The sequence below is a fragment of the Streptomyces sp. NPDC090741 genome (genome assembly GCF_044769045.1).
Classification (GTDB): Bacteria; Actinomycetota; Actinomycetes; order Streptomycetales; family Streptomycetaceae; genus Streptomyces.
The window spans coordinates 523,788-546,674 of the sequence record NZ_JBIVXF010000004.1; the positions used below are offsets into that span (position 1 = coordinate 523,788).

22 protein-coding genes are annotated in these 22,887 nt (G+C 70.7%); 11 read left to right on the plus strand and 11 right to left on the minus strand.

Going from position 1 to position 22,887, the window contains the following annotated elements; genetic code table 11:
• Positions 1–57 precede the first annotated feature (57 nt).
• Positions 58–1,872, minus strand: a complete 1,815-nt coding sequence (locus tag ACIQU4_RS14620; protein WP_403729494.1) for a bifunctional metallophosphatase/5'-nucleotidase — start codon at positions 1,870–1,872, stop codon at positions 58–60.
• Between the two features lie 176 nt (positions 1,873–2,048).
• Between ACIQU4_RS14620 and mshD the strand changes: the two genes are divergently transcribed.
• The 7 genes from mshD (at position 2,049) to pstB (ending at position 10,977) form a co-directional block, all read left to right on the plus strand.
• Positions 2,049–2,981 (plus strand): mycothiol synthase, encoded by a 933-nt coding sequence (gene mshD, locus ACIQU4_RS14625; protein ID WP_385582838.1) that lies wholly within the window; start codon positions 2,049–2,051, stop codon positions 2,979–2,981.
• 301 nt (positions 2,982–3,282) lie between these two features.
• Positions 3,283–5,565, plus strand: a complete 2,283-nt coding sequence (locus ACIQU4_RS14630) for an RNA degradosome polyphosphate kinase (protein WP_403729498.1) — start codon at positions 3,283–3,285, stop codon at positions 5,563–5,565.
• Complete coding sequence (locus tag ACIQU4_RS14635; protein WP_403729501.1) at positions 5,546–6,502, plus strand: CHAD domain-containing protein; 957 nt, start codon at positions 5,546–5,548, stop codon at positions 6,500–6,502. Before ACIQU4_RS14630 ends, ACIQU4_RS14635 begins: the two co-directional genes overlap by 20 nt.
• 330 nt (positions 6,503–6,832) lie before the next feature.
• Positions 6,833–7,972, plus strand: a complete 1,140-nt coding sequence (pstS, locus tag ACIQU4_RS14640; protein ID WP_403729503.1) for a phosphate ABC transporter substrate-binding protein PstS — start codon at positions 6,833–6,835, stop codon at positions 7,970–7,972.
• A gap of 126 nt (positions 7,973–8,098) precedes the next feature.
• Positions 8,099–9,088: a phosphate ABC transporter permease subunit PstC gene (pstC, locus tag ACIQU4_RS14645; protein ID WP_403729506.1), complete on the plus strand. Its 990-nt coding sequence runs from the start codon at positions 8,099–8,101 to the stop codon at positions 9,086–9,088.
• Positions 9,088–10,170: a phosphate ABC transporter permease PstA gene (gene pstA / locus ACIQU4_RS14650; protein ID WP_403729509.1), complete on the plus strand. Its 1,083-nt coding sequence runs from the start codon at positions 9,088–9,090 to the stop codon at positions 10,168–10,170. Before pstC ends, pstA begins: the two co-directional genes overlap by 1 nt.
• A gap of 30 nt (positions 10,171–10,200) precedes the next feature.
• Positions 10,201–10,977, plus strand: coding sequence for a phosphate ABC transporter ATP-binding protein PstB (gene pstB / locus ACIQU4_RS14655; protein ID WP_403729512.1), 777 nt, complete (start codon positions 10,201–10,203; stop codon positions 10,975–10,977).
• A 125-nt stretch (positions 10,978–11,102) separates the two neighbouring features.
• Here the strand turns inward: pstB and ACIQU4_RS14660 are convergent, their stop codons facing one another.
• Positions 11,103–12,101 carry an anion permease gene (locus tag ACIQU4_RS14660; protein WP_403729515.1) on the minus strand — a complete coding sequence of 333 codons (999 nt, stop codon included), beginning with the start codon at positions 12,099–12,101 and terminating at the stop codon, positions 11,103–11,105.
• Between the two features lie 5 nt (positions 12,102–12,106).
• Positions 12,107–12,727, minus strand: coding sequence for a DUF47 domain-containing protein (locus tag ACIQU4_RS14665; RefSeq protein WP_030157116.1), 621 nt, complete (start codon positions 12,725–12,727; stop codon positions 12,107–12,109).
• A 204-nt stretch (positions 12,728–12,931) separates the two neighbouring features.
• Here ACIQU4_RS14665 and ACIQU4_RS14670 point away from each other — a divergent pair, with 204 nt between their 5' ends.
• On the plus strand, positions 12,932–13,300 hold the full coding sequence (locus ACIQU4_RS14670) for a metal-sensitive transcriptional regulator (protein ID WP_403729517.1): 369 nt from the start codon (positions 12,932–12,934) through the stop codon (positions 13,298–13,300).
• A 15-nt stretch (positions 13,301–13,315) separates the two neighbouring features.
• On the opposite strand, the gene ACIQU4_RS14675 is transcribed toward ACIQU4_RS14670, so the two are convergent.
• Positions 13,316–13,468, minus strand: a complete 153-nt coding sequence (locus tag ACIQU4_RS14675) for a hypothetical protein (protein WP_403729657.1) — start codon at positions 13,466–13,468, stop codon at positions 13,316–13,318.
• Positions 13,469–13,609: 141 nt separating this feature from the next.
• On the minus strand, positions 13,610–14,443 hold the full coding sequence (locus ACIQU4_RS14680) for a hypothetical protein (protein WP_403729520.1): 834 nt from the start codon (positions 14,441–14,443) through the stop codon (positions 13,610–13,612).
• A gap of 423 nt (positions 14,444–14,866) precedes the next feature.
• Here ACIQU4_RS14680 and ACIQU4_RS14685 point away from each other — a divergent pair, with 423 nt between their 5' ends.
• Entirely contained in the window at positions 14,867–15,100 is a 234-nt protein-coding gene (locus tag ACIQU4_RS14685) for a hypothetical protein (protein WP_403729523.1), read from the plus strand.
• 124 nt (positions 15,101–15,224) lie between these two features.
• Here the strand turns inward: ACIQU4_RS14685 and ACIQU4_RS14690 are convergent, their stop codons facing one another.
• The 5 genes from ACIQU4_RS14690 to ACIQU4_RS14710 form a co-directional block, all read right to left on the minus strand.
• Positions 15,225–15,923: a phosphatase PAP2 family protein gene (locus ACIQU4_RS14690; RefSeq protein ID WP_403729526.1), complete on the minus strand. Its 699-nt coding sequence runs from the start codon at positions 15,921–15,923 to the stop codon at positions 15,225–15,227.
• A gap of 217 nt (positions 15,924–16,140) precedes the next feature.
• Complete coding sequence (locus ACIQU4_RS14695) at positions 16,141–17,142, minus strand: NlpC/P60 family protein (protein WP_403729654.1); 1,002 nt, start codon at positions 17,140–17,142, stop codon at positions 16,141–16,143.
• A 73-nt stretch (positions 17,143–17,215) separates the two neighbouring features.
• A complete protein-coding gene (locus ACIQU4_RS14700; protein WP_403729529.1) occupies positions 17,216–18,883 on the minus strand; it encodes a serine/threonine-protein kinase in 1,668 nt (555 codons plus the stop codon).
• A gap of 78 nt (positions 18,884–18,961) precedes the next feature.
• Positions 18,962–19,756 carry a thioesterase family protein gene (locus tag ACIQU4_RS14705; RefSeq protein WP_403729532.1) on the minus strand — a complete coding sequence of 265 codons (795 nt, stop codon included), beginning with the start codon at positions 19,754–19,756 and terminating at the stop codon, positions 18,962–18,964.
• Positions 19,757–19,874: 118 nt separating this feature from the next.
• Positions 19,875–20,483 (minus strand): LysE family translocator, encoded by a 609-nt coding sequence (locus tag ACIQU4_RS14710; protein ID WP_403729534.1) that lies wholly within the window; start codon positions 20,481–20,483, stop codon positions 19,875–19,877.
• A gap of 79 nt (positions 20,484–20,562) precedes the next feature.
• Here ACIQU4_RS14710 and ACIQU4_RS14715 point away from each other — a divergent pair, with 79 nt between their 5' ends.
• Complete coding sequence (locus tag ACIQU4_RS14715; RefSeq protein WP_403729537.1) at positions 20,563–21,408, plus strand: pentapeptide repeat-containing protein; 846 nt, start codon at positions 20,563–20,565, stop codon at positions 21,406–21,408.
• Positions 21,409–21,449: 41 nt separating this feature from the next.
• Here the strand turns inward: ACIQU4_RS14715 and ACIQU4_RS14720 are convergent, their stop codons facing one another.
• Positions 21,450–22,073 carry a hypothetical protein gene (locus ACIQU4_RS14720; protein ID WP_403729540.1) on the minus strand — a complete coding sequence of 208 codons (624 nt, stop codon included), beginning with the start codon at positions 22,071–22,073 and terminating at the stop codon, positions 21,450–21,452.
• Positions 22,074–22,541: 468 nt separating this feature from the next.
• Here ACIQU4_RS14720 and ACIQU4_RS14725 point away from each other — a divergent pair, with 468 nt between their 5' ends.
• The gene (locus tag ACIQU4_RS14725; RefSeq protein ID WP_136213834.1) at positions 22,542–22,850 is read left to right on the plus strand and encodes a hypothetical protein; all 309 of its coding nucleotides are present in this window, start codon (positions 22,542–22,544) and stop codon (positions 22,848–22,850) included.
• The last annotated feature ends 37 nt before the right edge of the window (positions 22,851–22,887 follow it).

The following is a 22,887-nucleotide window of genomic DNA, read 5'->3' on the forward strand; positions in this document are numbered from 1 at the left end:
AGGGGCGGCGGGCCGGGAAGGCCCACCGCCCCTTCGGGCGCTTGCCGTGCGCAGGTGTTACTTGATGACCGTGATGCGGTCCGCCGCCGGCGGGGCGAACGGGGCCGCCTCCGTCGACTTCGCGAGGTAGGCGTTGAAGGCCTCCAGGTCGGGCACGCCGACCAGCTTGTTCTTGTGGTCCTTCAGGACGGTGAAACCGTCACCGCCGCCCGCGAGGAACTCGTTCATCGCGACCCGGTAGGTCTTGGCGGGGTCGATCGCCGCGCCGTTCAGCTTCACCGAGTCCACGACGATGCGGTCCGCGCCCGTCTTCGTCATGTCCAGGGTGTACGTGAAGCCCTTCGAGACCTGCAGGATCTTCGGGTTCGGGCCGTTGACCGGCCCGCTGACCTGCTGCTGGAGCGCGGTGATCAGCTGCGCGCCCGTCAGGTCCACCACGTTCATCAGGTTGTTGAACGGCTGGACCGTGTAGGACTCGCCGTACGTCACGACGCCGTCGCCCTCGCCGCCCGCGGCCTTGTAGGCCAGGTCGGCACGGATGCCGCCCGGGTTCATGACGGACAGCTGCGCGCCGCCCTTGGCGGCCGGGGCCGTGGCCTCCAGCTGCGAGTCGGCGATCATGTCGCCGAGCGGCTTCTCGGGCGCCTCGGAGCCGCGGCCCGCGATGTCCGCCGAGATGTAGCCCATCGGACGGCTCGCGACCGGGGCGGCCAGCGCGTTCCAGCGCGTGATCAGCTCGGTCATGTCCGGGGCCTTGGGCTGGTCCCGGGTGACGACCTTGTTGACCGGCTTCGGCGCGAGGGCCGCCGTACGGACGATGTCCTTGGTCTGGCGGTCGTACGTGAGCGTGGTGTCCGTGAACAGGCGGCCGTACGAGGCGGCCGAGGTCACCATGCGCGGGTTGCCCGCCGGGTCCGGGATGTTGCAGGCGTACGCCTGGTGCGTGTGGCCGGTCACCAGCGCGTCGACCTTCGGGTCCACGTTCTTGGCGATGTCCACGATCGCGCCCGAGATGCCGGCGCCGGCGCCCGGGGCGTCGCAGTCGTAGTTGTAGGCGCCGTTCGCGGGCAGGCCGCCCTCGTGGATGAGCGCGACGATCGACTTGACGCCCTGCTTGTTCAGCTCGGCGGCGTACTTGTTGATCGTCTCGACCTCGTCGCCGAACTTCAGGCCCTTGACCCCGTCGGCGGTGACGACGTCCGGCGTGCCCTCCAGGGTGACGCCGATGAAGCCGATCTTCACGTCCCCCTTCTTCCAGATGAAGGTCGGGTTCATCAGCGGACGCTTGGTCTTCTCGTCCGTGACGTTCGCCGCGAGGTACTTGTACTCGGCGCCCGTGTAGTCCTTGCCGGGCTCGAAGCAGCCGTCGACCGGGTGGCAGCCGCCGTACGCCATGCGGCGCAGCTCGGTCTTGCCCTCGTCGAACTCGTGGTTGCCGACGCTGCTGACGTCCAGCTTCAGCTTGTTCAGCGCCTCGACGGTGGGCTCGTCGTGGAAGAGGCCGGACAGCATCGGGCTGCCGCCGATCATGTCGCCGGCCGCGGCGGTGACGGAGTACTCGTGGCCCTTGCGGGCCTCGCGCAGGCTGGTCGCCAGGTACTCGACGCCACCGGCGGGTATCGCCTTGGTGGTGCCGTCCGCCTGACGCTCGGTCACGGTGCCGGACGAGCCCTGCGGGGGCTCCAGCGTGCCGTGGAAGTCGTTGAACGACAGCATCTGCACGTCGACGGTGCGGCTCTTGCCGGCACCGCCACCACTCGCGGCACCGGCCGGCAGTGCGGCCGCGACCATCGCTCCGGCACCGGCCGTGACGGCGATGGCGGCGAAGGTCAACCGGCGGGTTCGGCGGTGCCGTTGTGGCGTCGCTGACATTTAGTCCCCTTTTGGACAGCGGTAAAACTCGGGAGGTCGGCGGCAGCCTATGGTCAACGCGCGTAGCACGACAGGGGGTACGGGTGTCGGCCTGGTTACACGTAGAAGACGGCTCACCGCCGGTCCGCTGCACGCACCACCACCGCGGGCACCTCCCGCGGTCGTAGGCTCGACGCATGACTGACGACGCAGCAGCGGCCCTGGAGCCGGGACGCCAGATTGAGACCCTCGACGAGCTGACGGAGGAACAGGCCGACGCCGTGCTCGCCCTCATCGAGGACGCGGCGCGGACGGACGGCACCACCGCCGTGTCCGAGCAGGGCCGCCTCCAGCTGCGCGGCGGGCGCCGCGAGGGGATCCGGCACTTCCTGCTCACGGAGAAGGGCCGGCTCGCCGGATACGGGCAACTGGAGGACACCGATCCGGTGGAGGCCCCCGCCGCAGAGCTCGTCGTCCACCCCGCGCTGCGCGGGCGCGGGCACGGGCGGGCCCTGGGCTCGGCCCTGCTGGCCGCCTCGGGCAAGCGGATCCGGGTGTGGGCGCACGGCGGCAAGTCGGCCGCCCGCCACCTCGCGCAGGTGCTCGGCCTGACCCTGTTCCGGGAGCTGCGCCAGCTGCGCCGCCCGCTCGGCCCGGACGGGCCCCCGCTGCCCGAGGTGGTGCTGCCCGCCGGGGTGACCGTACGGACCTTCGTGCCCGGCCAGGACGACGCGGCCTGGCTCGCGGTGAACTCGGCCGCCTTCGCCCACCACCCCGAACAGGGCTCGCTGACCCAGCGGGACCTGAACGACAGGATCGCGCAGCCCTGGTTCGACCCCAAGGGCTTCTTCCTCGCCGAGCGGGACGGGGAGCTGATCGGCTTCCACTGGACGAAGGTGCATGCCGAAGAGCGCCTCGGGGAGGTCTACGTGCTCGGCGTCCGCCCCGGCGCCCAGGGCGGCGGCCTCGGCAAGGCCCTCACCGCGATCGGCCTGCACCACCTCGCGGGGGCCGGCCTGCCCACCGCGATGCTGTACGTGGACGCCGACAATCCGGCGGCGCTCGCCGTCTACGAGGGCCTCGGCTTCAGCACCCACGAGGTCGACCTGATGTACCGCACGGAAAGCTGACGGAGGGCGGGCGGAGCGCTCCGCCGGAGGGCCGTCGGGTGACACGGAGAGCGAGGGCCTGTCCACGGACAGGCCCCGCGCTCCGGGCGCACACCGGGGACACAGGGGATGCACCGGATCATTCCGGGCACGGAAACGACGTAAAAGACGTACTCGTGCACCACCCGGAGCCTGGAAGCCATGCGCCATTCACCGGACCTTCATGCACGCTTGCGACTCTCCCCGCATGCAGCCCCGACTCCGACTGACGGCGACCCCGTCCGACGCGCCTGTCCTGCCGCCTGCGCGGAACAATGGAGTCATGAGCCCCCAGCCCAGCGCAGGCCCCGCCGAGGTTCCTGCCCAGCACCCGTCTCAGACGTCCGCCGAAGCCTCCCCGGCCGCCCCCGGCCCGGCGGCCAAGCCCGCGCGGATCGGCTCCATAGCCGCGCACCGCCCGCGCTCCGGCATCGAGCCCGGCCTCGCGCCCGATCTCGACGCCGACCTGGACGCCTACGACGGCACGGACGGCGACGAGCTGCCCGCAGGGCGCTTCCTCGACCGCGAGCGCAGCTGGCTGGCCTTCAACGAGCGGGTCCTGGAGCTGGCCGAGGACCCGGCGACCCCGCTCCTGGAGCGCGCCAACTTCCTGGCGATCTTCGCGAGCAACCTCGACGAGTTCTTCATGGTCCGCGTCGCCGGCCTCAAGCGGCGCATCGCGACCGGCGTCGCCACCCGTTCGGCCTCAGGCCTCCAGCCCCGTGAAGTGCTGGACCTGATCTGGACCCGCTCGCGCGAGCTCATGGCCCGGCACGCCGCCTGCTTCCAGCAGGACATCTCCCCCCAGCTCGCCGAAGAGGGCATCCACCTCATCCGCTGGCCGGACCTCACCGAGAAGGAGCAGGCCCGCCTCTTCACGCTGTTCCGGAACCAGATCTTCCCGGTGCTCACTCCGCTGGCCGTGGACCCCGCGCACCCCTTCCCGTACATCTCCGGGCTCTCGCTGAACCTCGCGGTCGTCGTCCGCAACCCCGTCAGCGGCCACCGCCACTTCGCGCGCGTCAAGGTCCCGCCGCTGCTCTCCCGCTTCCTGGAGGCCTCCCCGCACCGCTACGTCCCCCTCGAGGACGTCATCGCCGCGCACCTGGAGGAGCTCTTCCCCGGCATGGAGGTCCTCGACCACCACATGTTCCGGGTGACCCGCAACGAGGACCTGGAGGTCGAGGAGGACGACGCGGAGAACCTGCTCCAGGCCCTGGAGAAGGAGCTCATGCGGCGCCGCTTCGGCCCGCCCGTGCGCCTGGAGGTCGAGGAGTCCATCGACCCCGCCGTCCTGGACCTGCTCGTACAGGAGCTGAACGTCTCCGCCGCCGAGGTCTACCCGCTGCCCGGCCCGCTGGACCTGACCAGCCTCTTCGGCATCGCCTCCCTGGACCGGCCCGAGCTGAAGTACCCCAAGTTCGTCGCCGGCACCCACCGCGACCTCGCCGAGGTCGAGTCCGCTTCCGCGCCCGACATCTTCGCGGCGCTGCGCGAACGGGACGTGCTGCTGCACCACCCGTACGACTCCTTCTCCACCTCGGTGCAGGCCTTCCTGGAGCAGGCCGCCGCCGACCCGGACGTCCTCGCGATCAAGCAGACGCTGTACCGGACCTCCGGCGACTCCCCGATCGTGGACGCCCTGATCGACGCCGCGGAATCCGGCAAGCAGGTCCTCGTACTCGTCGAGATCAAGGCCCGCTTCGACGAGCAGGCCAACATCAAATGGGCCCGCAAGCTGGAGGAGTCCGGCTGCCACGTCGTGTACGGCCTGGTGGGCCTCAAGACCCACTGCAAGCTGTCGCTCGTGGTCCGCCAGGAGGGCGACACGCTGCGCCGCTACTCCCACGTCGGAACCGGCAACTACCACCCCAAGACCGCCCGCCTGTACGAGGACCTCGGCCTGCTCACCGCCGACCCGCAGGTCGGCGCGGACCTCTCCGACCTCTTCAACCGGCTGTCCGGCTACTCGCGCCGCGAGACCTACCGCCGCCTCATCGTCGCCCCGCGCTCGCTGCGCGACGGCCTGATCGCGCGGATCGACAAGGAGGCCGCCCACCACCGGGCCGGCCGCCCCGCGTACGTGCGCCTCAAGATGAACTCGATCGTCGACGAGGCGCTCATCGACTCGCTCTACCGGGCCTCCCAGGCGGGAGTGCCCGTCGACATCTGGGTCCGCGGCATCTGCGCCGTGCGCCCCGGGGTCCCCGGGCTCTCGGACAACATCCGGGTCCGTTCGATCCTCGGCCGCTTCCTGGAACACTCCCGGGTCTTCGCCTTCGGCAACGGCGGCGAGCCCGAGGTGTGGATCGGCAGCGCCGACATGATGCACCGCAACCTCGACCGCCGCATCGAGGCACTGGTCAGGGTCGCCGACCCGGCCCACCGCGCGGCACTGGACCGGATGCTGGAGACCGGCATGTCCGACGCCACCTCCTCCTGGCACCTGGGCCCGGACGGCGAATGGACCCGGCACAGCACGGACCACGAAGGCCAGCCGCTGCGGCACGTTCAGGAGATGCTCATAGACGCCCGGAGGCGCCGGCGTGGCTCTGCCAAACCATGACCTGACAGCACGTGGAGAGGGCTCCGCGGGTGACGTGCTCGGCACGTACCTGCGGGCCCAGGCCACCGCCTTCCTGCGCGGGCTGCGCCTCCACGAGGAGAGCGGGGCCGACGCCGCGGAGGGCAGCGATGCGGCGCGCAGCCTGCGGGGGGCTGCGCGCCGCATCAGCGGGTCCCTGTCCACCTTCCGAGTGGTGACCGAGTCCTCCTGGGCCGACGGGCTGCGCACCGAGCTGGTGTGGCTGTCCTCGACCCTGGCGGACGAGCACGCGTACGCCGCCCGGCTGACCCGGCTGCTGGACGCGCTGCACCGGCTCTCGGGCTCCCCGGAGGTGCCCGCACCCCGGGGAGCCGCGGGCTCGCTCACGGTGGGCTCGGCGCGCGCCGGCGCCCTGCTGGAGCGGCAGCTCACGCTGGCCCGGACCCGCGCCCACTCGGCGACCCTGCAGGCGCTGGGCTCGTCCCGGTTCCACGCGGTCGCGGACGCCGTGGCCGTACTGGCCTCCGAGGTGCCGCTGGACCCGGTCGCGGCCCGCGGGCGGGTGGACGAGGTCCTGATCCCGCTGGCGGAGGTGGCCCACACCCGGCTGGCGGCGGCCGTCTCGGCGCTGCCGCACGCCGCCGAGGCCCAGCCGTACAACGCCGACCACGACGGCTCCTGGCACGAGGTACGCCGGCTGCTGCGGGTCCACCGCTACGCCCGGGAGGCCCTGGGCGAGGACGTGGCCCGGCTGGCGGCGGCCGGGGAGGCCCTGGACCGCCACCGCGACGCCGCCGAGGCCGCGGCCGCCTCGGCGACGGCGGCCCGCACCCCGCGCATCGCCCCGGCGACGGCGTACGCCCTGGGCGTGCTCCACGCCGACCAGCGGCACGAGGTGGAAGCGGCCCGGTTCACCTTCCAGGGCCTGTGGCAGCCCGTGACGGTCGCCGCCCCCTGACCGGGCGGCGACCGAAAAGATTCAGCCACCCCCGGGTCCGCGCCGGACCCGGGGAACCACCCCGACGGGGTCACATAACGGTAACGACGGGACAACGGCGGATGACACTCCGGAGCAAACCCGACCATCCACACCAGGCCGTCCGCCACGGTTCACCGTCCGTTCACTTGCCCCGGTCGGCCACTTCACCTGATCTGCCTAATTTCAGTGGTGCACGGAGCGAGTCGCCCACCAGATCGAATGACACGCCGTGCAATCCGACGTAGTCCTCTTCGCACGCCGCCCCGATGCAGAAAGCGGCCGGCGGCTTCTGGAAGGAACACCCGAAAAGTGAAGCTTCAGCGCAAGAACATGCTTCGTGCCTCCGCCCTCGGGGCGCTTGTCGTGTCCGGCGCCCTGGTCCTCACGGCGTGCGGCTCGGACAACAACACGAAGGATGGCGGCGCCGCCAGCGGCAAGCCGTCGGCCGCCGCCGCGGGCGACATCAAGTGCGATGGCGCCAAGGGCAAGCTCCTGGCCTCCGGCTCCTCCGCCCAGAAGAACGCCGTGGACCTGTGGGTCAAGAACTACATGGCCGCCTGCTCGGGCGTCGAGGTCAACTACAAGTCCTCCTCCTCCGGTGAGGGCATCGTCGCCTTCAACCAGGGCACCGTCGGTTTCGCGGGCTCGGACTCCGCGCTGAAGCCCGAGGCCGTGGAGGAGTCGAAGAAGGTCTGCACCGGCGGTCAGGGCATCGACCTTCCGATGGTCGGCGGCCCGATCGCCCTCGGCTTCAACGTCGCCGGCGTGGACAAGCTGAACCTCGACGCCACCACGATCGCCAACATCTTCAACGACAAGATCAAGAAGTGGGACGACGAGGCGATCAAGAAGCTGAACCCCGGCGTCACGCTTCCTTCCACCGCCATCCAGCACTTCCACCGCTCTGAGGACTCGGGCACCACCGAGAACCTCGGCAAGTACCTCAAGGCCGCCGCTCCCGAGGCCTGGACGTACGAAGCCGCGAAGAAGTGGCCGGCCCCGGGCGGCCTCGGCGCCACCGGTTCCGCGGGTGTCGCCACCCAGGTCAAGCAGGTGGACGGCTCGATCGGCTACTTCGAGCTCTCCTACGCCAGCGCCCAGGGCATCAAGACGGTCGACCTGAACACGGGCGCCGCCGCCCCGGTCAAGGCCTCCTCCGAGACCGCCTCCAAGGCCATCGCCGCCGCCAAGATCGCCGGCACCGGCTCCGACCTGGCGCTGAAGCTCGACTACACCACCAAGGCCGAGGGTGCCTACCCGATCGTCCTGGTGACCTACGAGGTCGTCTGCGACAAGGGCAACAAGGCCGAGACGCTCCCGACCGTCAAGTCCTTCCTGAACTACACCGCCTCGGACGCGGGCCAGAAGGTCCTCTCCGAGAACGGCTACGCGCCGATCCCGGCCGAGATCAACGCCAAGGTCCGCGAAGTCATCAACTCGCTGTCCTAATCACTGAGCCCCGGTGCCGGGCAGTTCCCGTCCGAACTGCCCGGCACCCGGGGACCCTCCCCTCCACCCAGGGGATCCGGTGCACCGCCGCCAGGGGGCCCTCCCCCCACCCAGACCGGAAAGATCATGGCTTCCACCACACCCACCCAGATAGACCAGGCTCCGCCTGTCTCCAAGAGCGCGAGGTCCACCGGCCGAGCCGGTGACAAGATCTTCGCCGGGCTCTCCAAGGGCTCCGGCATCCTGCTCCTGGTGATCATGGCGTCGATCGCCGTCTTCCTCACCTACCGCGCCTCGATCGCACTGTCGAAGAACGAGGGGAACTTCCTCACCACCTTCGACTGGAACGCGTCGGCCAACCCGCCCGTCTTCGGCATCGCCGTCCTGCTCTTCGGCACCGTCGTCAGCTCGATCATCGCGATGGCCATCGCGGTTCCGATCTCTGTCGGCATCGCCCTCTTCATCTCGCACTACGCGCCGCGCAAGCTGGCCGCGCCCCTCGCGTACGTGGTCGACCTGCTGGCCGCCGTGCCGTCGATCATCTACGGCATCTGGGGCGCGCTCTTCCTCGTCCCGCAGCTCGCAGGCCTCAACCTCTGGCTCGACGAGTACATGGGCTGGACCTACGTCTTCGACAAGACCCAGGTCGGCGTCGCCCGCTCGCTCTTCACCGTCGGCATCCTGCTCGCGATCATGATCCTGCCGATCGTGACCAGCGTCAGCCGCGAGGTCTTCCTGCAGGTCCCGCGCATGAACGAGGAGGCCGCCCTGGCCCTCGGCGCGACCCGCTGGGAGGTCATCCGCATGTCGGTGCTGCCCTTCGGCCGCTCCGGCGTCATCTCCGCCTCGATGCTCGGCCTCGGCCGCGCCCTCGGCGAGACCATGGCCGTCGCGACCGTCCTCTCCCCGAGCTTCCTGATCAACGGGCACATCCTCGACCCGGGCGGCGGCACGTTCGCACAGAACATCGCCGCGAAGTTCGACGAGGCCAACGAGTTCGGCCGCGACGCGCTGATCGCCTCCGGTCTGGTCCTCTTCCTGCTCACCCTGCTGGTCAACGGTGCAGCTCGCCTGATCATCGCTCGCCGCAAGGACTTCTCGGGGGCGAACGCCTGATGAGCCACGCAATCCAGGACCAGCGGCCCGCCCCGGCCCGCAAGTCCGCCGCTCCCGCCGGCCTCACCCGAGGCGGCCTCCCCCGCTGGGCCCCGGCCGGCACCGCGGTCCTCTCGATCGCCCTCGGCTGCGGCATCGGCGTCGTCGCCGACCTGCACAGCAAGGTCCAGTGGGGCCTGATCGCCTCGATCCTGTTCGTCGCGATCACCTACACCTCCAGCGCGATCGTCGAGAACCGCCGCCAGGCCAAGGACCGCATCGCGACCTCCCTCGTGTGGGTCAGCTTCATCCTCGCGGTCATCCCGCTGCTCTCGCTGATCTGGACCACCGTCAGCCGCGGCATCAAGGCCCTCTCCGGCGACTTCCTCACCCACTCGATGAACGGCGTCACCAGCTTCGAGGAGGGCGGCGGCGTCTACCACGCGCTGCTCGGCACCATCGAGCAGGTCGCCCTGGCCGCCCTGATCGCGGCGCCGATCGGCCTGCTGACCGCCGTCTACCTGGTCGAGTACGGCAAGGGCTCGCTCGCCAAGGCCGTGACCTTCTTCGTCGACGTCATGACCGGCATCCCCTCCATCGTCGCGGGTCTGTTCATCCTCACGACCTGGAACCTGGCGCTCGGCTTCGGCCCCTCCGGCTTCGCCGGCTCGATGGCCCTGTCGATCCTGATGATGCCCGTCGTGGTCCGCTCCACCGAGGAGATGCTGAAGCTCGTCCCGAACGAGCTGCGCGAGGCGGCCCTCGCCCTCGGCGTGCCGAAGTGGCGCGTGATCCTCAAGGTCGTGCTCCCCACCGCCATCGGCGGCATCGCGACCGGCGTCATGCTGGCCGTCGCCCGCATCGCCGGTGAGACCGCGCCGATCATGCTGCTGGTCTTCGGTACCCAGCTGATCAACCCGAACCCCTTCGAAGGTGCTCAGTCCTCGCTCCCGCTGTACATCTGGGAGCAGTACAAGGTCGGCAGTGACGCCTCCTACGACCGGGCATGGGCCGCAGCGCTCGTCCTGATCGCCTTCGTCATGATCCTCAATCTGGTGGCCCGCGGCATCGCCCGCTGGAAGGCCCCGAAGACCGGTCGCTGACGCGACCCCCTGAAAGCGAAGTGACCCCTCATGGCGAAGCGAATCGACGTCAGCGGACTGTCCGCCTTCTACGGCACCCACAAGGCCATCGATGACATCTCGATGACCGTGGAGCCGCGCTCCGTGACCGCCTTCATCGGCCCGTCCGGCTGCGGCAAGTCCACCTTCCTGCGCACCCTGAACCGCATGCACGAGGTCACCCCCGGTGGCCGCGTCGAGGGCAAGGTGCTCCTGGACGACGAGAACCTGTACGGCGCCGGCGTCGACCCGGTCGCGGTCCGCCGCACGGTCGGCATGGTCTTCCAGCGTCCGAACCCCTTCCCCACCATGTCGATCTACGACAACGTGGCGGCGGGTCTGCGTCTGAACGGCAGCTTCAAGAAGTCCGAGCTCACGGACATCGTGGAGCGGTCCCTGAAGGGCGCGAACCTCTGGAACGAGGTCAAGGACCGCCTGAACAAGCCGGGCTCCGGCCTCTCCGGCGGCCAGCAGCAGCGTCTGTGCATCGCCCGCGCCATCGCGGTCGAGCCGGAGGTCCTGCTGATGGACGAGCCCTGCTCGGCCCTGGACCCGATCTCCACCCTCGCGATCGAGGACCTGATCGGCGAGCTCAAGGAGCGCTTCACGATCGTCATCGTGACGCACAACATGCAGCAGGCCGCCCGCGTCTCCGACCGCACCGCGTTCTTCAACCTCTCGGCGGTCGGCCAGCCCGGCAAGCTCATCGAGATCGACGACACGGACCGGATCTTCTCGAACCCGTCCGTCCAGGCGACCGAGGACTACATCTCGGGCCGCTTCGGCTAAACCGAAGCCCGGATGTGAACAACGTCCTGCGGTGCTGCATGGCGGTGCCACCGCAAGGCGAAAGAAAAGGGCCGGCTCCCCCTGGGTGGGGGGAGCCGGCCCGCTTTCGTTTCCGATCGCCGCCGTCAGACGAAGGCGAGGTCCACGATCCAGAAGCTGAGCGCGGCGACCAGGGCCGCGGCCGGCATGGTGATGAACCAGCCCATCACGATGTTCTTGGCGACACCCCAGCGGACCGCGTTGACCCGCTTGGTCGCGCCCACGCCCATGATCGCCGAGGTGATCACGTGGGTGGTGGAGATCGGCGCGTGGAACAGGAACGCCGAGCCGAACATGATCGAGGCACCGGTGGTCTCGGCGGCGAAGCCCTGCGGCGGGTCCAGCTCGATGATCTTGCGGCCGAGGGTCCGCATGATGCGCCAGCCGCCCGCGTACGTGCCGAGCGAGAGCATCACGGCACACACGATCTTGACCCAGACCGGGATCTCGGAGCCTTCGGTCTGCAGCTCCGCGATGGTCAGGGCCATCATCACGATGCCCATCGTCTTCTGCGCGTCCTGGAGGCCGTGGCCGAGGGCCATGCCGGCCGCGGACACCGTCTGCGCTATGCGGAAGCCGCGCTTGGCCTTGTGCGGGTTGGACCGGCGGAACATCCACAGGATGGCGACCATCACCAGGTAGCCGACGAGCAGACCGACGACCGGCGAGACGAACATCGGGATGACGACCTTGTCGACCACACCCGACCAGATGACCTCGGTGCCGCCGGCCAGCGCCGCACCGACCATGCCGCCGAACAGCGCGTGCGAGGAGGACGAGGGGAGCCCGAAGTACCAGGTGATCAGGTTCCAGACGATCGCGCCGACCAGCGCCGCGAAGAGGATCCACATGCCCCGGTTGCCCTGGGGCGTCTCGATCAGCCCCTCGCTGACCGTCTTGGCGACCCCGCTGCCCAGGAAGGCACCGGCGAGGTTCATCACCGCGGCCATCGCGAGGGCGGCGCGCGGGGTCAGCGCGCGGGTCGAGACCGAGGTCGCGATCGCGTTCGCCGAGTCGTGGAAACCGTTGGTGTACGTGAAACCGAGCGCGACACCGATGGTCACGATCAGAGCGAAGGTGTCCACGAGGTTCAGGACTCCTTGACCGCGATGGTCTCCACCGTGTTCGCGACGTGCTCGAACGCGTCGGCCGCCTCTTCGAGCACGTCGACGATCTGCTTGAGCTTCAGCACCTCTATGGCGTCGTACTTGCCGTTGAAGAGCTGTGCGAGCAGCTTGCGGTGGATCTGGTCGGCCTGGTTCTCAAGGCGGTTGACCTCGATCCAGTACTCGGTCAGGTTGTCCATCGTCCGCAGGTGCGGCATGGCCTCGGCGGTCAGCTCGGCCGCCCGCGCCAGCACCTCGATCTGCTGCTCGACACCCTTGGGGAGCTCCTCCACCTGGTACAGGACGACCAGGTCGACGGCCTCCTCCATGAAGTCCATGATGTCGTCGAGCGACGAGGCCAGGTTGTAGATGTCCTCGCGGTCGAACGGCGTGATGAAGGAGGAGTTCAGCTGGTGGAAGATCGCGTGGGTGGCGTCGTCCCCCGCGTGCTCGGCTGCCCGCATCCGCTCCGCGATCTCGGCCCGGGCGGAGGAGTCCGCTCCGAGCAGTTCCATCAGGAGCTTGGAGCCCGTGACGATGTTGTCCGCGGATGCGGCGAACATGTCGTAGAAGCTCGTCTCCCTGGGGGTCAGACGAAATCGCACGTGAGGTCCTCGGGGTGCATTGGATTCGGTCAGGCTGATGCTAGGCGCATCCCCCGGCCAGGGCTAACCGGCGGTTCCGGGCGATTACCCAGTGTCCTCCATCAGGCAGAGTGAGGACCACGGGCCCCTGCCGCTCCGTCCGGGGCCCGGTAACCTATACCCATGAGGGGTATGCATCCCTCGATCCGGACCACGGGAGGACTCATGACTGCCATCGAGGCGGAGGGCTCCGGAGCCGACGTCACCACCGGCACGGAAACGGCGATCGGTACCGGTACCGGTACCGGCGTGGTGCACGGCTACCACCACCAGAAGGACGAGCACCTCAAGCGGCTGCGCCGCATCGAGGGCCAGATCCGCGGTCTGCAGCGGCTCGTCGACGAGGACGTCTACTGCATCGACATACTCACCCAGGTCTCGGCGAGCACGAAGGCCCTCCAGTCCTTCGCGCTCCAGCTGCTCGAAGAGCACCTGCGGCACTGCGTCGCCGACGCGGCCGTCAAGGGCGGGGCCGAGATCGACGCCAAGGTCGAGGAAGCGACGAAGGCGATCGCCCGCCTGCTGCGCACCTGACCGGTACGGCGGCGGCTACAGCCCGAGACCCATCAGGACCTCGTCGATCCGGTCCTGGCTGAGCCGCTCCTCGGCCGCCGCGGACGCCGCGATGATCAGCTCGCCGCACAGCTCGATCTCGGCGAGCGCCACGTGGTCCTGCACCGTCGTACCGCCTGCGGGAGTCACGCGTGTCACCTCGATCTGCCGTCATCGGTCAGGGGCCGTCTCAGCGTAGGGAGGACGGGGCGCTGTGCGCATGACACGGATGGACCATTTCCGGATACCGGGCCATGGCCCGGTCGCGCCGACCCGGCACCGCCCGGCCGGCTATTCGGCGATCTTCCCGGCGTAAATGTCCCCGCTTGCGGGCAATACGACCTTCACCGGCGTCCCGAACCCGTAGAGCAGCGTGGTCGAGGAGACATCGATCACGCCATTGTTGACGTAGCTGAAGCGGTGCCGGACCTTCCGCAGCCGGCCCTCCTCGTCGAGGTAGACGTCGAACGGGACCGCGTCCTTGCTGAACCCTTTCGCCGCCGCCTCCAACGCCCCCTTGACCGCAGGTGAGGCGTTCTTCGCGGCCTGGCCGATGTCGGTGGTCCCGCGGTAGTGCCACACCTTGGTGCCCGCCACCTCGGCCTCGCCCACGTACGTCGCCTCCTGTACGCCGCGCAGCAGCTCGGCCGCGGCCAGCGGATCGGTGGCCCCGCCCGTGATGAGGTTCCCGTCGGCGAGGGTCGTCGTGTCGACCCGCACCCACTTGTCGTCGGGCACCCCGGCGCCCCTGTTCTTCATGTACAGCGCCCCGGGGACGAGCAGCTCGGTGATGGGCCGGTGCTCGTCCTTGCCGGCCGCGTCCGCCGGGAGCATCACCAGGAGCTGGCCCATCCGGTTCTTGAAGTCGACCCCGCCCTCGCCGCGGATCGTGACCCGGGTCCCGCCCGTGGCCATCTCCATGGCCGTACGGGCCTGCGCGCTGCCGGTCTTGGCCAGCCGGTCCGCGGCTCCCCGTACCGTCGCGGCCGGGTCGGCGGGGGGCCGGCCGTCGCTCTTGGCCGCGTCCGCACACCCACTGGCCGCGGCCAGGATCGCGGCCGCGCAGAGGGCGAGCACCACCTCACCCGCGCGCCCGCGCCGCCGCCTGTGCTGGTGCACCACCATCGCCTGCCAACCCCCAACGCATGACCGCTGCTTGCCCGAGGCCCCCACCCGCTCCGGTTAACGAGGTCCGGGGTTTCCCGTCACGGCCGCCTCGGTCCCGGGGCCCTGCGCGGTCCGGGTACCGTGGTGGTGTGGATTCGCACAGCGAAGCGCCGCTTGTCCCGCCGCTTGACGTCGCGCCGCACTCCCGTCCCACGGAGCGGCCACCCACCGGGCACACCGGGCACACCACGAGCACCACCGAACGCGGGGCTTTCTGTCTTGCCTGGTGCACCTGCGGCTGGAGAGGCCCGGCCCGCCGCTCGCGCGATCTGGCCCGCAGGGACGCGGACCGGCACACCACCACCTGACCGGGCAGCCCGCGGGTCGCCCGTTCGGACGGCCCGGCTGGCCGGGCCCTCCGGGAGCGGATGCCCTGGATGCATGCCAGGACCCGCATCCCGCGTCGCCGCCCTCCTCTGGGCCCTGCTCATCGCGCTCACGCCCGCCGCCGCGGCCTCGGCCCGCCCGACGGGTTCGGCGGACGGCCCGGCCGACGTGGCCCTGGCCATCGGGGCGACCACCACGGCGGCCGTGGCCACCGGCTTGTGGCTGCGCTCGCGGTACCGCCGCGAGGAGGACCCGGAGGGCCACGGCGCGGAGAGCGGCGACCCGTGAGCCCGCGCAACCGGCCGAGGGCGGTCCGCCTGTGCTTCGGCGCGGCGGGCCTGTGCCTGCTGGCGGCGGTCCTGGTCTCCGTATGGGACGCGTACGGGCGGCCGTGAGCCGGATTCCGGGACCGCTACGCGGCGAGGTCGCTCTCGTGCGGGGCCGGCGGCTGCGCGAGGTCCACCGGGCGCGGCAGGGCCCGGCGCTTGGCCCGGACCAGCCGGCCGGCGCGCGGCGAGCGGGCCACCGCCCGCACCACCGGGGTCAGCAGCGCCATCGCGAGCGGGGCGAGCAGCAGGACGACGGCGGTGCCGAGCGCGAAGCCGCCGATGACGTCGGTGGGGTAGTGGACGCCGAGGTAGACCCGGCAGAGCCCCTCGGCGATGGCCAGCCCGATCCCGATGAGCCCGAGCCTGCGGTTGGCGATGAACAGGCCGACGCCCAGGGCCATCGCGAGGCCGGCGTGGCCGCTGACGAAGGAGAAGTCGCCGGGGCCGGAGTACGGGGCGAGCACGTCCAGGCCGCTGTGCGCGGCGAACGGCCGCGGCCGGGCGACGAACGCGCGCAGCGGGACGTTCACGAGGAGGACGAGCGCGGCGGCGAGCGGAGCCCATACGAGGGCGGCGAACGACTCGGCGGCCGTGGCCTCGTCCTGCCGGCGCGTACCGTGCCAGCACCACAGGAAGAGGAGCACCAGGGCCAGCGGGATCCCGTACGAGCCGACGAGGCCGACGCCCCGGTCGACCGCGGCCGGGGCGTGCCGCGCCAGTCCGTTGATGTCGTACAGCAGGCTTACGTCCACGTTCGGCCCACCGGTTGTGAGTCCAGCCATGGCGATGCGGCCCCTTAGCCCTTGCTCGGTTCCCCTCGGGCGCACGCCGGTGTGCGCCCCTGAACCCCCCCGTTGATCAAGCCTGCGTCCATGGAACGCCCGTTCTGGACATCACGTTCCACTCTCCACGGAATGATCACGGCAACGTTATCGAAGAGAGACTCGTCATCGCAGCTCAGGGCCTCGGGTTAACGCAGCGTGGGCAAGGGTGCCGCGACTAGGAAGACTTGGCCTCGGCGCTCCGGTCGGGAAGGGCCGCGGCCCCGTCCTTGGTGACACGCGTCGCCCCGAAGTAGTCCGGGGTGTCGATCTTGTCGAACCGGATCACGGCACCGGTGTACGGGGCGTTGATCATGTATCCGCCGCCCACGTAGAGGCCGACGTGATGGATCGCCCGGGAGTTCGTCAGATCATCGGAGAAGAACACCAGGTCGCCAGGGAGCAGTTCGTCGCGCGACGGATGCGCCCCGGCGTTGTACTGGTCGTTGGCGACGCGCGGCAGCTCGATCCCCACCGACTCGTACGCGGCCTTGGTCAGCCCCGAGCAGTCGAACCGCCCGTCCTGATCCGGCGTCCCGTTCCCGCCCCACAGGTACGGGGTCCCCAACTGCTTCTGCGCGAAGTAGATGGCCCCGGCCGCCTGCTGCGAGGGCGCGACCCGCCCGATGGGCCGCTCGAAGCTCTTCGCGAGGGTCGTGATGGCCTTCACGTACCCCTGGGTCTCGTTGTACGGAGGCACGCCCTGGTGCTTGATCACCGCTCCCGGACCGGCATTGTAGGCCGCGAGCATATTGCTGACGGCCTCTCCCGGGACGTTGCGCACCGAACCGGCGAGCTCACAGTCATAGGAGGCCGCCGAAGGGATCGCATCGTTGGGGTCCCAGATGTCGCGGTCACCGTCGCCGTCGCCGTCGATTCCGTGGGTGGCCCACGTACCGGGGATGAACTGGGCGATGCCGCGCGCGTCCGCCGGACTCACGATGTCCGGGTCCCAGCCGCTCTCCGAGTAGAGCTGGGCGGCGAGGATGGCCGGAGACAGGGTCGGGCAGAGAAGGCCCCACTTCTGCACCAAGGCTTGGTACTTCCCGGGAACGGCACCCTTGGCGAGGCCGACGGCGCGGCCACCACCGGTCGCGATGCCCGCGGCGGCGGAGTACGTGCCGACCACAAGGAGAGCCACGAAGCACAGACACGCCCCGAAGCCGATCCCGCCGATCACCCAGAATCTGCGCACCCGTCAACCCTCCCCCATCGCGCGGTCTTTCACCGGGATTCCCTGCGACGTGTCGGATTCATCCCTTTTGTGGCCCACTGTCGAATCCGTCGCAGTCGAAGCTCTTGTGATCCGTATCCGACGTGGCGTGCCGGAACACCACCGTCCACCCACCGGGATCCTGTGCGAGCGGAGGCGCCTTGACGGTCTTGCCGTTGAGCTGCATGGAGAAGTCGTCCGGGTAGACGGCGTACTTCCACTCCAACTCGTCACCTTCGTACAGGTCCTGGGCTTTGGCAACGAAGCCGAGCTGGCGGTTGTCGGCCACCGCCGTGGACCGGCCGTTCTCGTCGACTTCGTGCTGCGGCTTCACGACGACGGCCACGTAGTACGGCGGCACGTCCGGGAGCGCGTTCTTGACCCGGAAGCCGATTTGCACCTTGCCCGACTTGAGCTGAGGGTCGTCGGTGGTCCTGGGCAACGCGCTCTGGAAGTCGAGGATCCGTGTTTCCTCCATGGGCCGGGTGCAGGCCCGCTGGACGGGGTTGTAGTCGTCCAGGTTGGGCGCGGTCTGCCGGATGTACACGGGCGGACCGGCCGGAGCCTGCGCCGCAGGGCTGCCGCTGGTCTGGCCGGCAAGGCTCGGGCTCACGTTCTCGCTCTGGCTGCGGCTCGGACTCGGGCTGCGTGCGCCGGCCCGGTCGTCCTCGCCGCCCCCGCCGCCCAGCGGCAGCTTCCACACGGCCACGGCCCCCACCAGGGCCAGCGCGGCCCCGGCCGCCACCCACACGCCCGCCCTCCCACGGCGCCGCGCCGGTACCGCAGCCGCGTACTGGGTCGGGGTGTAGCCAGGCGGCAGGCCCGGGCCCTGCGTCCGCATCTCGTGCACCGGCACGGCCTCGCCCAGCGCCCCCAGCCCCGGGTACACCGGATCGTCGATCAGCGCGTCCCGTACCCCGCACCGGGCGATCACCTCCGCCGGAGCGGGCCGGGCCGCCGGGTCCTTCGCCACGCACGCCTCGATCAGCGCCGCCAGCCCCGGCTCCACCCCGGCCACGTCGACCGGCTCGTGCACCGCCCGGTAGCCCACCGTCGCCGCCACGCCCGTACCGAACGGCGGCCGCCCGGTCGCCGCGTACGCGAGCGTCGCGCCCAGCGCGAAGACGTCCGCGGCGGCCCCCGCCCCGGCCCCGAGCAGCACCTCGGGCGCCGTGTACCCCGGCGTCCCCGGCGCCTGCCCGTCCTGGGTGAGCGCGGTCTCCCCGACCCCCCGGGCGATACCGAAGTCGATGAGCTGCGGACCCTGCGCGCCCAGGATGACGTTCTGCGGCTTGAGGTCCCGGTGGGTCACCCCGTACGCGTGGACGCTCGCCAGCCCCTCAGCGAGGGCCGCGAACAGCCGCCGGCAGGTGTCCGCGGGCAAACCGCCGCGCTCCGCCACGGCATGAGCGAGGGTCGGCCCCGCCACGTACTCCGTCGCCAGCCAGAACGGCGGCGCCGCCAGCGAGGCGTCGATCAGGTTCGCCGTGTACGCCGACCGCACCGCCCGTACGGTCTCGGCCTCCCGCCGGAACCGGGCGAGGGCCTCCGGGTGCCCGGTGATCTCGTCCCGGATCACCTTCACCGCCACCAGGCGGCCGCCGGGCGAACGCCCGAGGTACACCTGCCCCATCCCCCCGGCACCGAGCCGGGCCAGCAGCGCGTGCGCCCCGATGCGGGCGGGGTCGATGTCTCTCAGGGCCTCCACCGGCACGAGCCTGCCACACGGACTCCCGTGCCCCGCAGGTGGGTTGACCCCTTTCACGGGGTCAACCCACCTGCGGGGTCAGGAACGCGGTGCGACGAACAGGCTCTGCGCGCTGCGCCCGATGGGCCCCTTCTCGTCGTGCAGCCGGGCGTCGGCGAGCCCGATCCCGCCCGCGTCCACGCTCGTACGGGCCTCCACGCAGGCCCACTCGCCCACCGGGTGGCGGTGCAGGTGCACGGTCAGGTCGCTGTTGACGAACACGTACCGGCCGAAGTCCATCACCGAGCTGATCCCGTTGCCCGAGTCCGCGGCGACCAGCACCCGGTCCAGGGGCCTGGGCTCCTCCCCGGCGACGAGCGGCACCTTCATCCGCATCCAGCAGGTGCCCGGCCCCAGCTCGACGAACGCGCCCTCGGTGAACCGGGTCTCCATCGCCGAGTGGTAGCCGGTCTCCCACGGCACCGGGAAGAACGGAGTCGGCCCCACCTCCCCGGGCGGCGGCAGCTGCGGCCCCGGCGCCACGCCCGGTACGGCCTCCCCGGCCACCCGGATCCGCAGCGCCCGCGCGAGCATCACCGGCGCGGCCCCGGCCGGGGCGAGGGCGGCCTCGACCACCTCGGTGCTGCGGCCGGCCCGGAGCACCGAGGTGGTGACCTCCAGCGCGCCGATCGGCACCGGCCGCAGGATCTCGTACGTGATCCTCGCGATCCGCATGTCCGCGCGGGCGCCCTCCCGCTCCTCCACGGCCCGCCCGAGCAGCGCGGCCGGCGGCCCGGCATGCTGCGAGCCCGGATCCCACGGCCCGCGCGTGTACTCGGTGGCCAGGAACCGGCCGGCATCGACCCGCTCGTAGAACGCCTCGGAGATCGCCATGGCCGGAACGCTACCGACAGGTAACCCGTCCCGCCAGGCCCCCGGGAACCCGGCGGGTCCGAACCTCGCGGGCTCAGCGGGCTCAGCGGGCTCAGCGGGCTCAGCGGGCTCAGCGGGCTCAGCGGGCGAAGCCCAACCCGACGCCCAGCCCCACCAGCACCGACCCGATCGCCCGGTTCAACGCCTTCTGCGCCTTCAGCATCCGGTCGCGCAGCCGCGAGTTCGAGAAGAACAGCGCCACCGCGCCGAACCAGCCCAGGTGCGCCGCCGACATGAACAGCCCGTACCCGGCCTGCTGCCACAGCGGGGTCTGCGGATCGACGACCTGCGTGAACGTCGACACGACGAACAGCGTGGTCTTCGGATTGAGCACATTGGTCAGGAACCCGGACCGCAACGCGCCCAGCCGCGTCAGCTCCGGCTTGGACGCCAGGTCGACGCTCACCTCGGCCCGCGCCCGGAAGGTCCGTATCCCGATCCACACCAGGTACGCGGCGCCCGCCAGCTTGATCGCCGTGAACAGGGCCGTGGAGGAGGCGATGAGCAGACCGACCCCGAGCATCGTGTACGAGACGTGCACCAGCACCCCGGCCGCGACCCCGGCCGCCGCGAACAGCCCGGTGGGCCGCCCGTACAGACAGCTGTTCCGTACGACCATGGCGAAATCGGCGCCGGGACTGATCACGGCGAGGAGGGTGATGACGGCAACTGCGATCACTTCTGTCATGTACGGGATGCTCACCGCCCGCGCGCTCCCGATCAACCCCTCACCGGGCCGCGCGCCCCCGACCGGTCACAATGGAGGGGTGTCCGCCAAACCCGCCATACCCGGCACCCCTGACCTCCCCGTCCTCCCCGTCCTGCAAGCAGACTGCTCGAACTGCTTCGCACTCTGCTGCGTCGCCCTGCCCTTCGCCAAGTCCAACGACTTCGCCGTGAACAAGGCCGCCGGAACCCCCTGCAAGAACCTCCAGGAGGACTTCCGCTGCGGCATCCACACCCGGCTGCGCGACAAGGGCTTCCAGGGCTGCACCGTCTTCGACTGCTTCGGCGCGGGCCAGCAGGTCTCCCAGGTGACCTTCGGCGGCCGGGACTGGCGTACGCACCCCGGCACGGCCGGGGCGATGTACGAGGTCTTCCCGGTGCTGCGGCAACTGCACGAGCTGCTCTTCTACGTCACCGAGGCACTCGCCCTCCCCGCGGCCGCCCCGGTCCACGCGGACCTGCACCGCGCGCAGGCCGAGACCGCGCAGTGGACCGCGGCCGACGCGGACGCCCTCACCACCCTGGACGTCGGCGCCCTCCGGCAGCGCATCAACACGCACCTCCTGCGCGCCAGCGAACTGGCCCGCGCCAAGGCCCCGGCCCGCAAGAAGAACCACCGCGGCGCCGACCTCATGGGCGCCCGCCTCGCAGGCGCGGACCTGCGCGGCGCCAACCTGCGCGGCGCCTACCTGATCGCCGCGAACCTCAGCGGCGCCGACCTGCGCCTCGCCGACGTCATCGGCGCCGACTTCCGCGACGCCGACCTGCGCGGGGCGGACCTGCGCGGCGCCCTCTTCCTGACCCAGCCCCAGCTGGGCGCGGCCCGGGGCGACGCGGCGACCAAGATCCCGTCGACCTTGGTCCGCCCCGCCCACTGGGCCGCGTAAGCCGGTCCGAAGCGGGTGCCGGCACCGGCACCCGCACCGGCTCACGGCCTGATGATGGCCGTCCAGCCCGACGGGCAGGTGACCACAGCCTCCGGCGTGTACGTGCACTGGTTCTCGAAGACGTCGCCCGTGGTCGTCAGCACCTTCACGTACACCGTGAAGCCCACGGTGGCGACCGACACCCCGCACGCGTTCCGCGGATGCCCCGGGTTCAGCTGCGTCGTGAGGTCCCTCCAGGTGTACGAGCCGACCGGCGCCGTTCCCCGTACGCCCAGGAAGGTCCTCCCCCGGTGGAGCACGGCGCTGAACTCCGTGTCGCTCAGCCCCAGGGTCGTGTCGATGTCCTCGCACGGCCCGTGCGGACCGTGCGGCCCGCGGTCACCCTTCGGCCCCTGCTGCCCTCGGTCACCCTTGGGCCCCTGCGGTCCCCGGTCGCCCTTGGGCCCCTGGGGACCCCGGTCGCCCTTCGGCCCGGAGCACGGGTTCGCAGGCTTGGCCGCCTTCCTGGCCTTGGCGGCCTTCGCGGCCTTGCCGGGGGCCTTGGCCGGCAGCGTCCTCGCGTCCGGCTCCGGACACCTGCTGCTGCTCCAGCCGGGCGCGATCGCCGCGCCCGCCCCCTGAGTGGCGGCCATCGCCGGAACCGAGGCGCCCGCGAGCGCGATCACCAGCGGAACTGCGAAACTACCGGCAAACCACGCACGCCGACCGGCCTTTACTACGGAACCCATCCGTCCACTCCTCGCGTCGCCCTACCGAACGGCCTGGAGCATCCCCCGCAACCCGCCGCCGGGATGGAACGACTGACGGAATGTCGGACGAATGTCAGCGGCTCGGCCCAACGACACGCCCGCAGACTGCGCCGAACGGCGGCCACCCGGGCAGCCCCCCGCACGCCGGGAGGGCAATCATGTGCCCGGGGTCACCCTCCGTGATACACAGAGTGACCATATGTTCTCCCGCGTACCCGCCGCCCGTGCCCAGGTCAGAGCGCGCGGGCGGGTCAAAGGGCGGGAGATCGAGTAAAGAGAGACGTCAAGTCGACGTACGGCGGCGGTTTCATCAGCGAAGATAGTGCGTGACCCCTGCCGTCAGGCACGGGCTACGGAACTACCCATACAGGGGCGGTGAGTTACATGATCCTGGCAGCCGAAAAGGGCGACATCACCACCATCATCGGCGGAATCGCCCCGAACTGGGGGCCGTTCGGCAGTCTCGGCAATGAAGCGAAGGTCATGGTCGAGGTGGTCATGGCCGTCGCGATCCTCCTCTGCCTCGGCATCGCCATCTGGGGCGCGGCCAAGCAGCGCATCGGCGCGACCGCACTGCGCGACACGTTCAGCGCGGAGCAGGGCAAGGGCTTGATCGTCGCCGGCCTCACCGGTGTGTTCATCATCGGCTCCCTCGGCACCCTCTTCACGATCGTCTACGGAATGGCCGTCTAGCCGGGCCGCCCACCGGCTGCCGGACCTGATGACAACC

Bases quoted from the DNA above. Each gene is read 5' to 3' on its own strand.
- pstC (WP_403729506.1), top strand. From the start codon at position 8,099: ATGGCTTCCACCACACCCACCCAGATAGACCAGGCTCCGCCTGTCTCC.
- ACIQU4_RS14685 (WP_403729523.1), top strand. From the start codon at position 14,867: ATGCCAGGACCCGCATCCCGCGTCGCCGCCCTCCTCTGGGCCCTGCTC.
- ACIQU4_RS14705 (WP_403729532.1), bottom strand. From the start codon at position 19,756: ATGGCGATCTCCGAGGCGTTCTACGAGCGGGTCGATGCCGGCCGGTTC.
- pstA (WP_403729509.1), top strand. From the start codon at position 9,088: ATGAGCCACGCAATCCAGGACCAGCGGCCCGCCCCGGCCCGCAAGTCC.
- ACIQU4_RS14710 (WP_403729534.1), bottom strand. From the start codon at position 20,483: ATGACAGAAGTGATCGCAGTTGCCGTCATCACCCTCCTCGCCGTGATC.
- ACIQU4_RS14680 (WP_403729520.1), bottom strand. From the start codon at position 14,443: ATGGTGGTGCACCAGCACAGGCGGCGGCGCGGGCGCGCGGGTGAGGTG.
- ACIQU4_RS14620 (WP_403729494.1), bottom strand. From the start codon at position 1,872: ATGTCAGCGACGCCACAACGGCACCGCCGAACCCGCCGGTTGACCTTC.
- ACIQU4_RS14630 (WP_403729498.1), top strand. From the start codon at position 3,283: ATGAGCCCCCAGCCCAGCGCAGGCCCCGCCGAGGTTCCTGCCCAGCAC.
- mshD (WP_385582838.1), top strand. From the start codon at position 2,049: ATGACTGACGACGCAGCAGCGGCCCTGGAGCCGGGACGCCAGATTGAG.
- pstB (WP_403729512.1), top strand. From the start codon at position 10,201: ATGGCGAAGCGAATCGACGTCAGCGGACTGTCCGCCTTCTACGGCACC.
- ACIQU4_RS14725 (WP_136213834.1), top strand. From the start codon at position 22,542: ATGATCCTGGCAGCCGAAAAGGGCGACATCACCACCATCATCGGCGGA.
- ACIQU4_RS14690 (WP_403729526.1), bottom strand. From the start codon at position 15,923: ATGGCTGGACTCACAACCGGTGGGCCGAACGTGGACGTAAGCCTGCTG.
- ACIQU4_RS14670 (WP_403729517.1), top strand. From the start codon at position 12,932: ATGACTGCCATCGAGGCGGAGGGCTCCGGAGCCGACGTCACCACCGGC.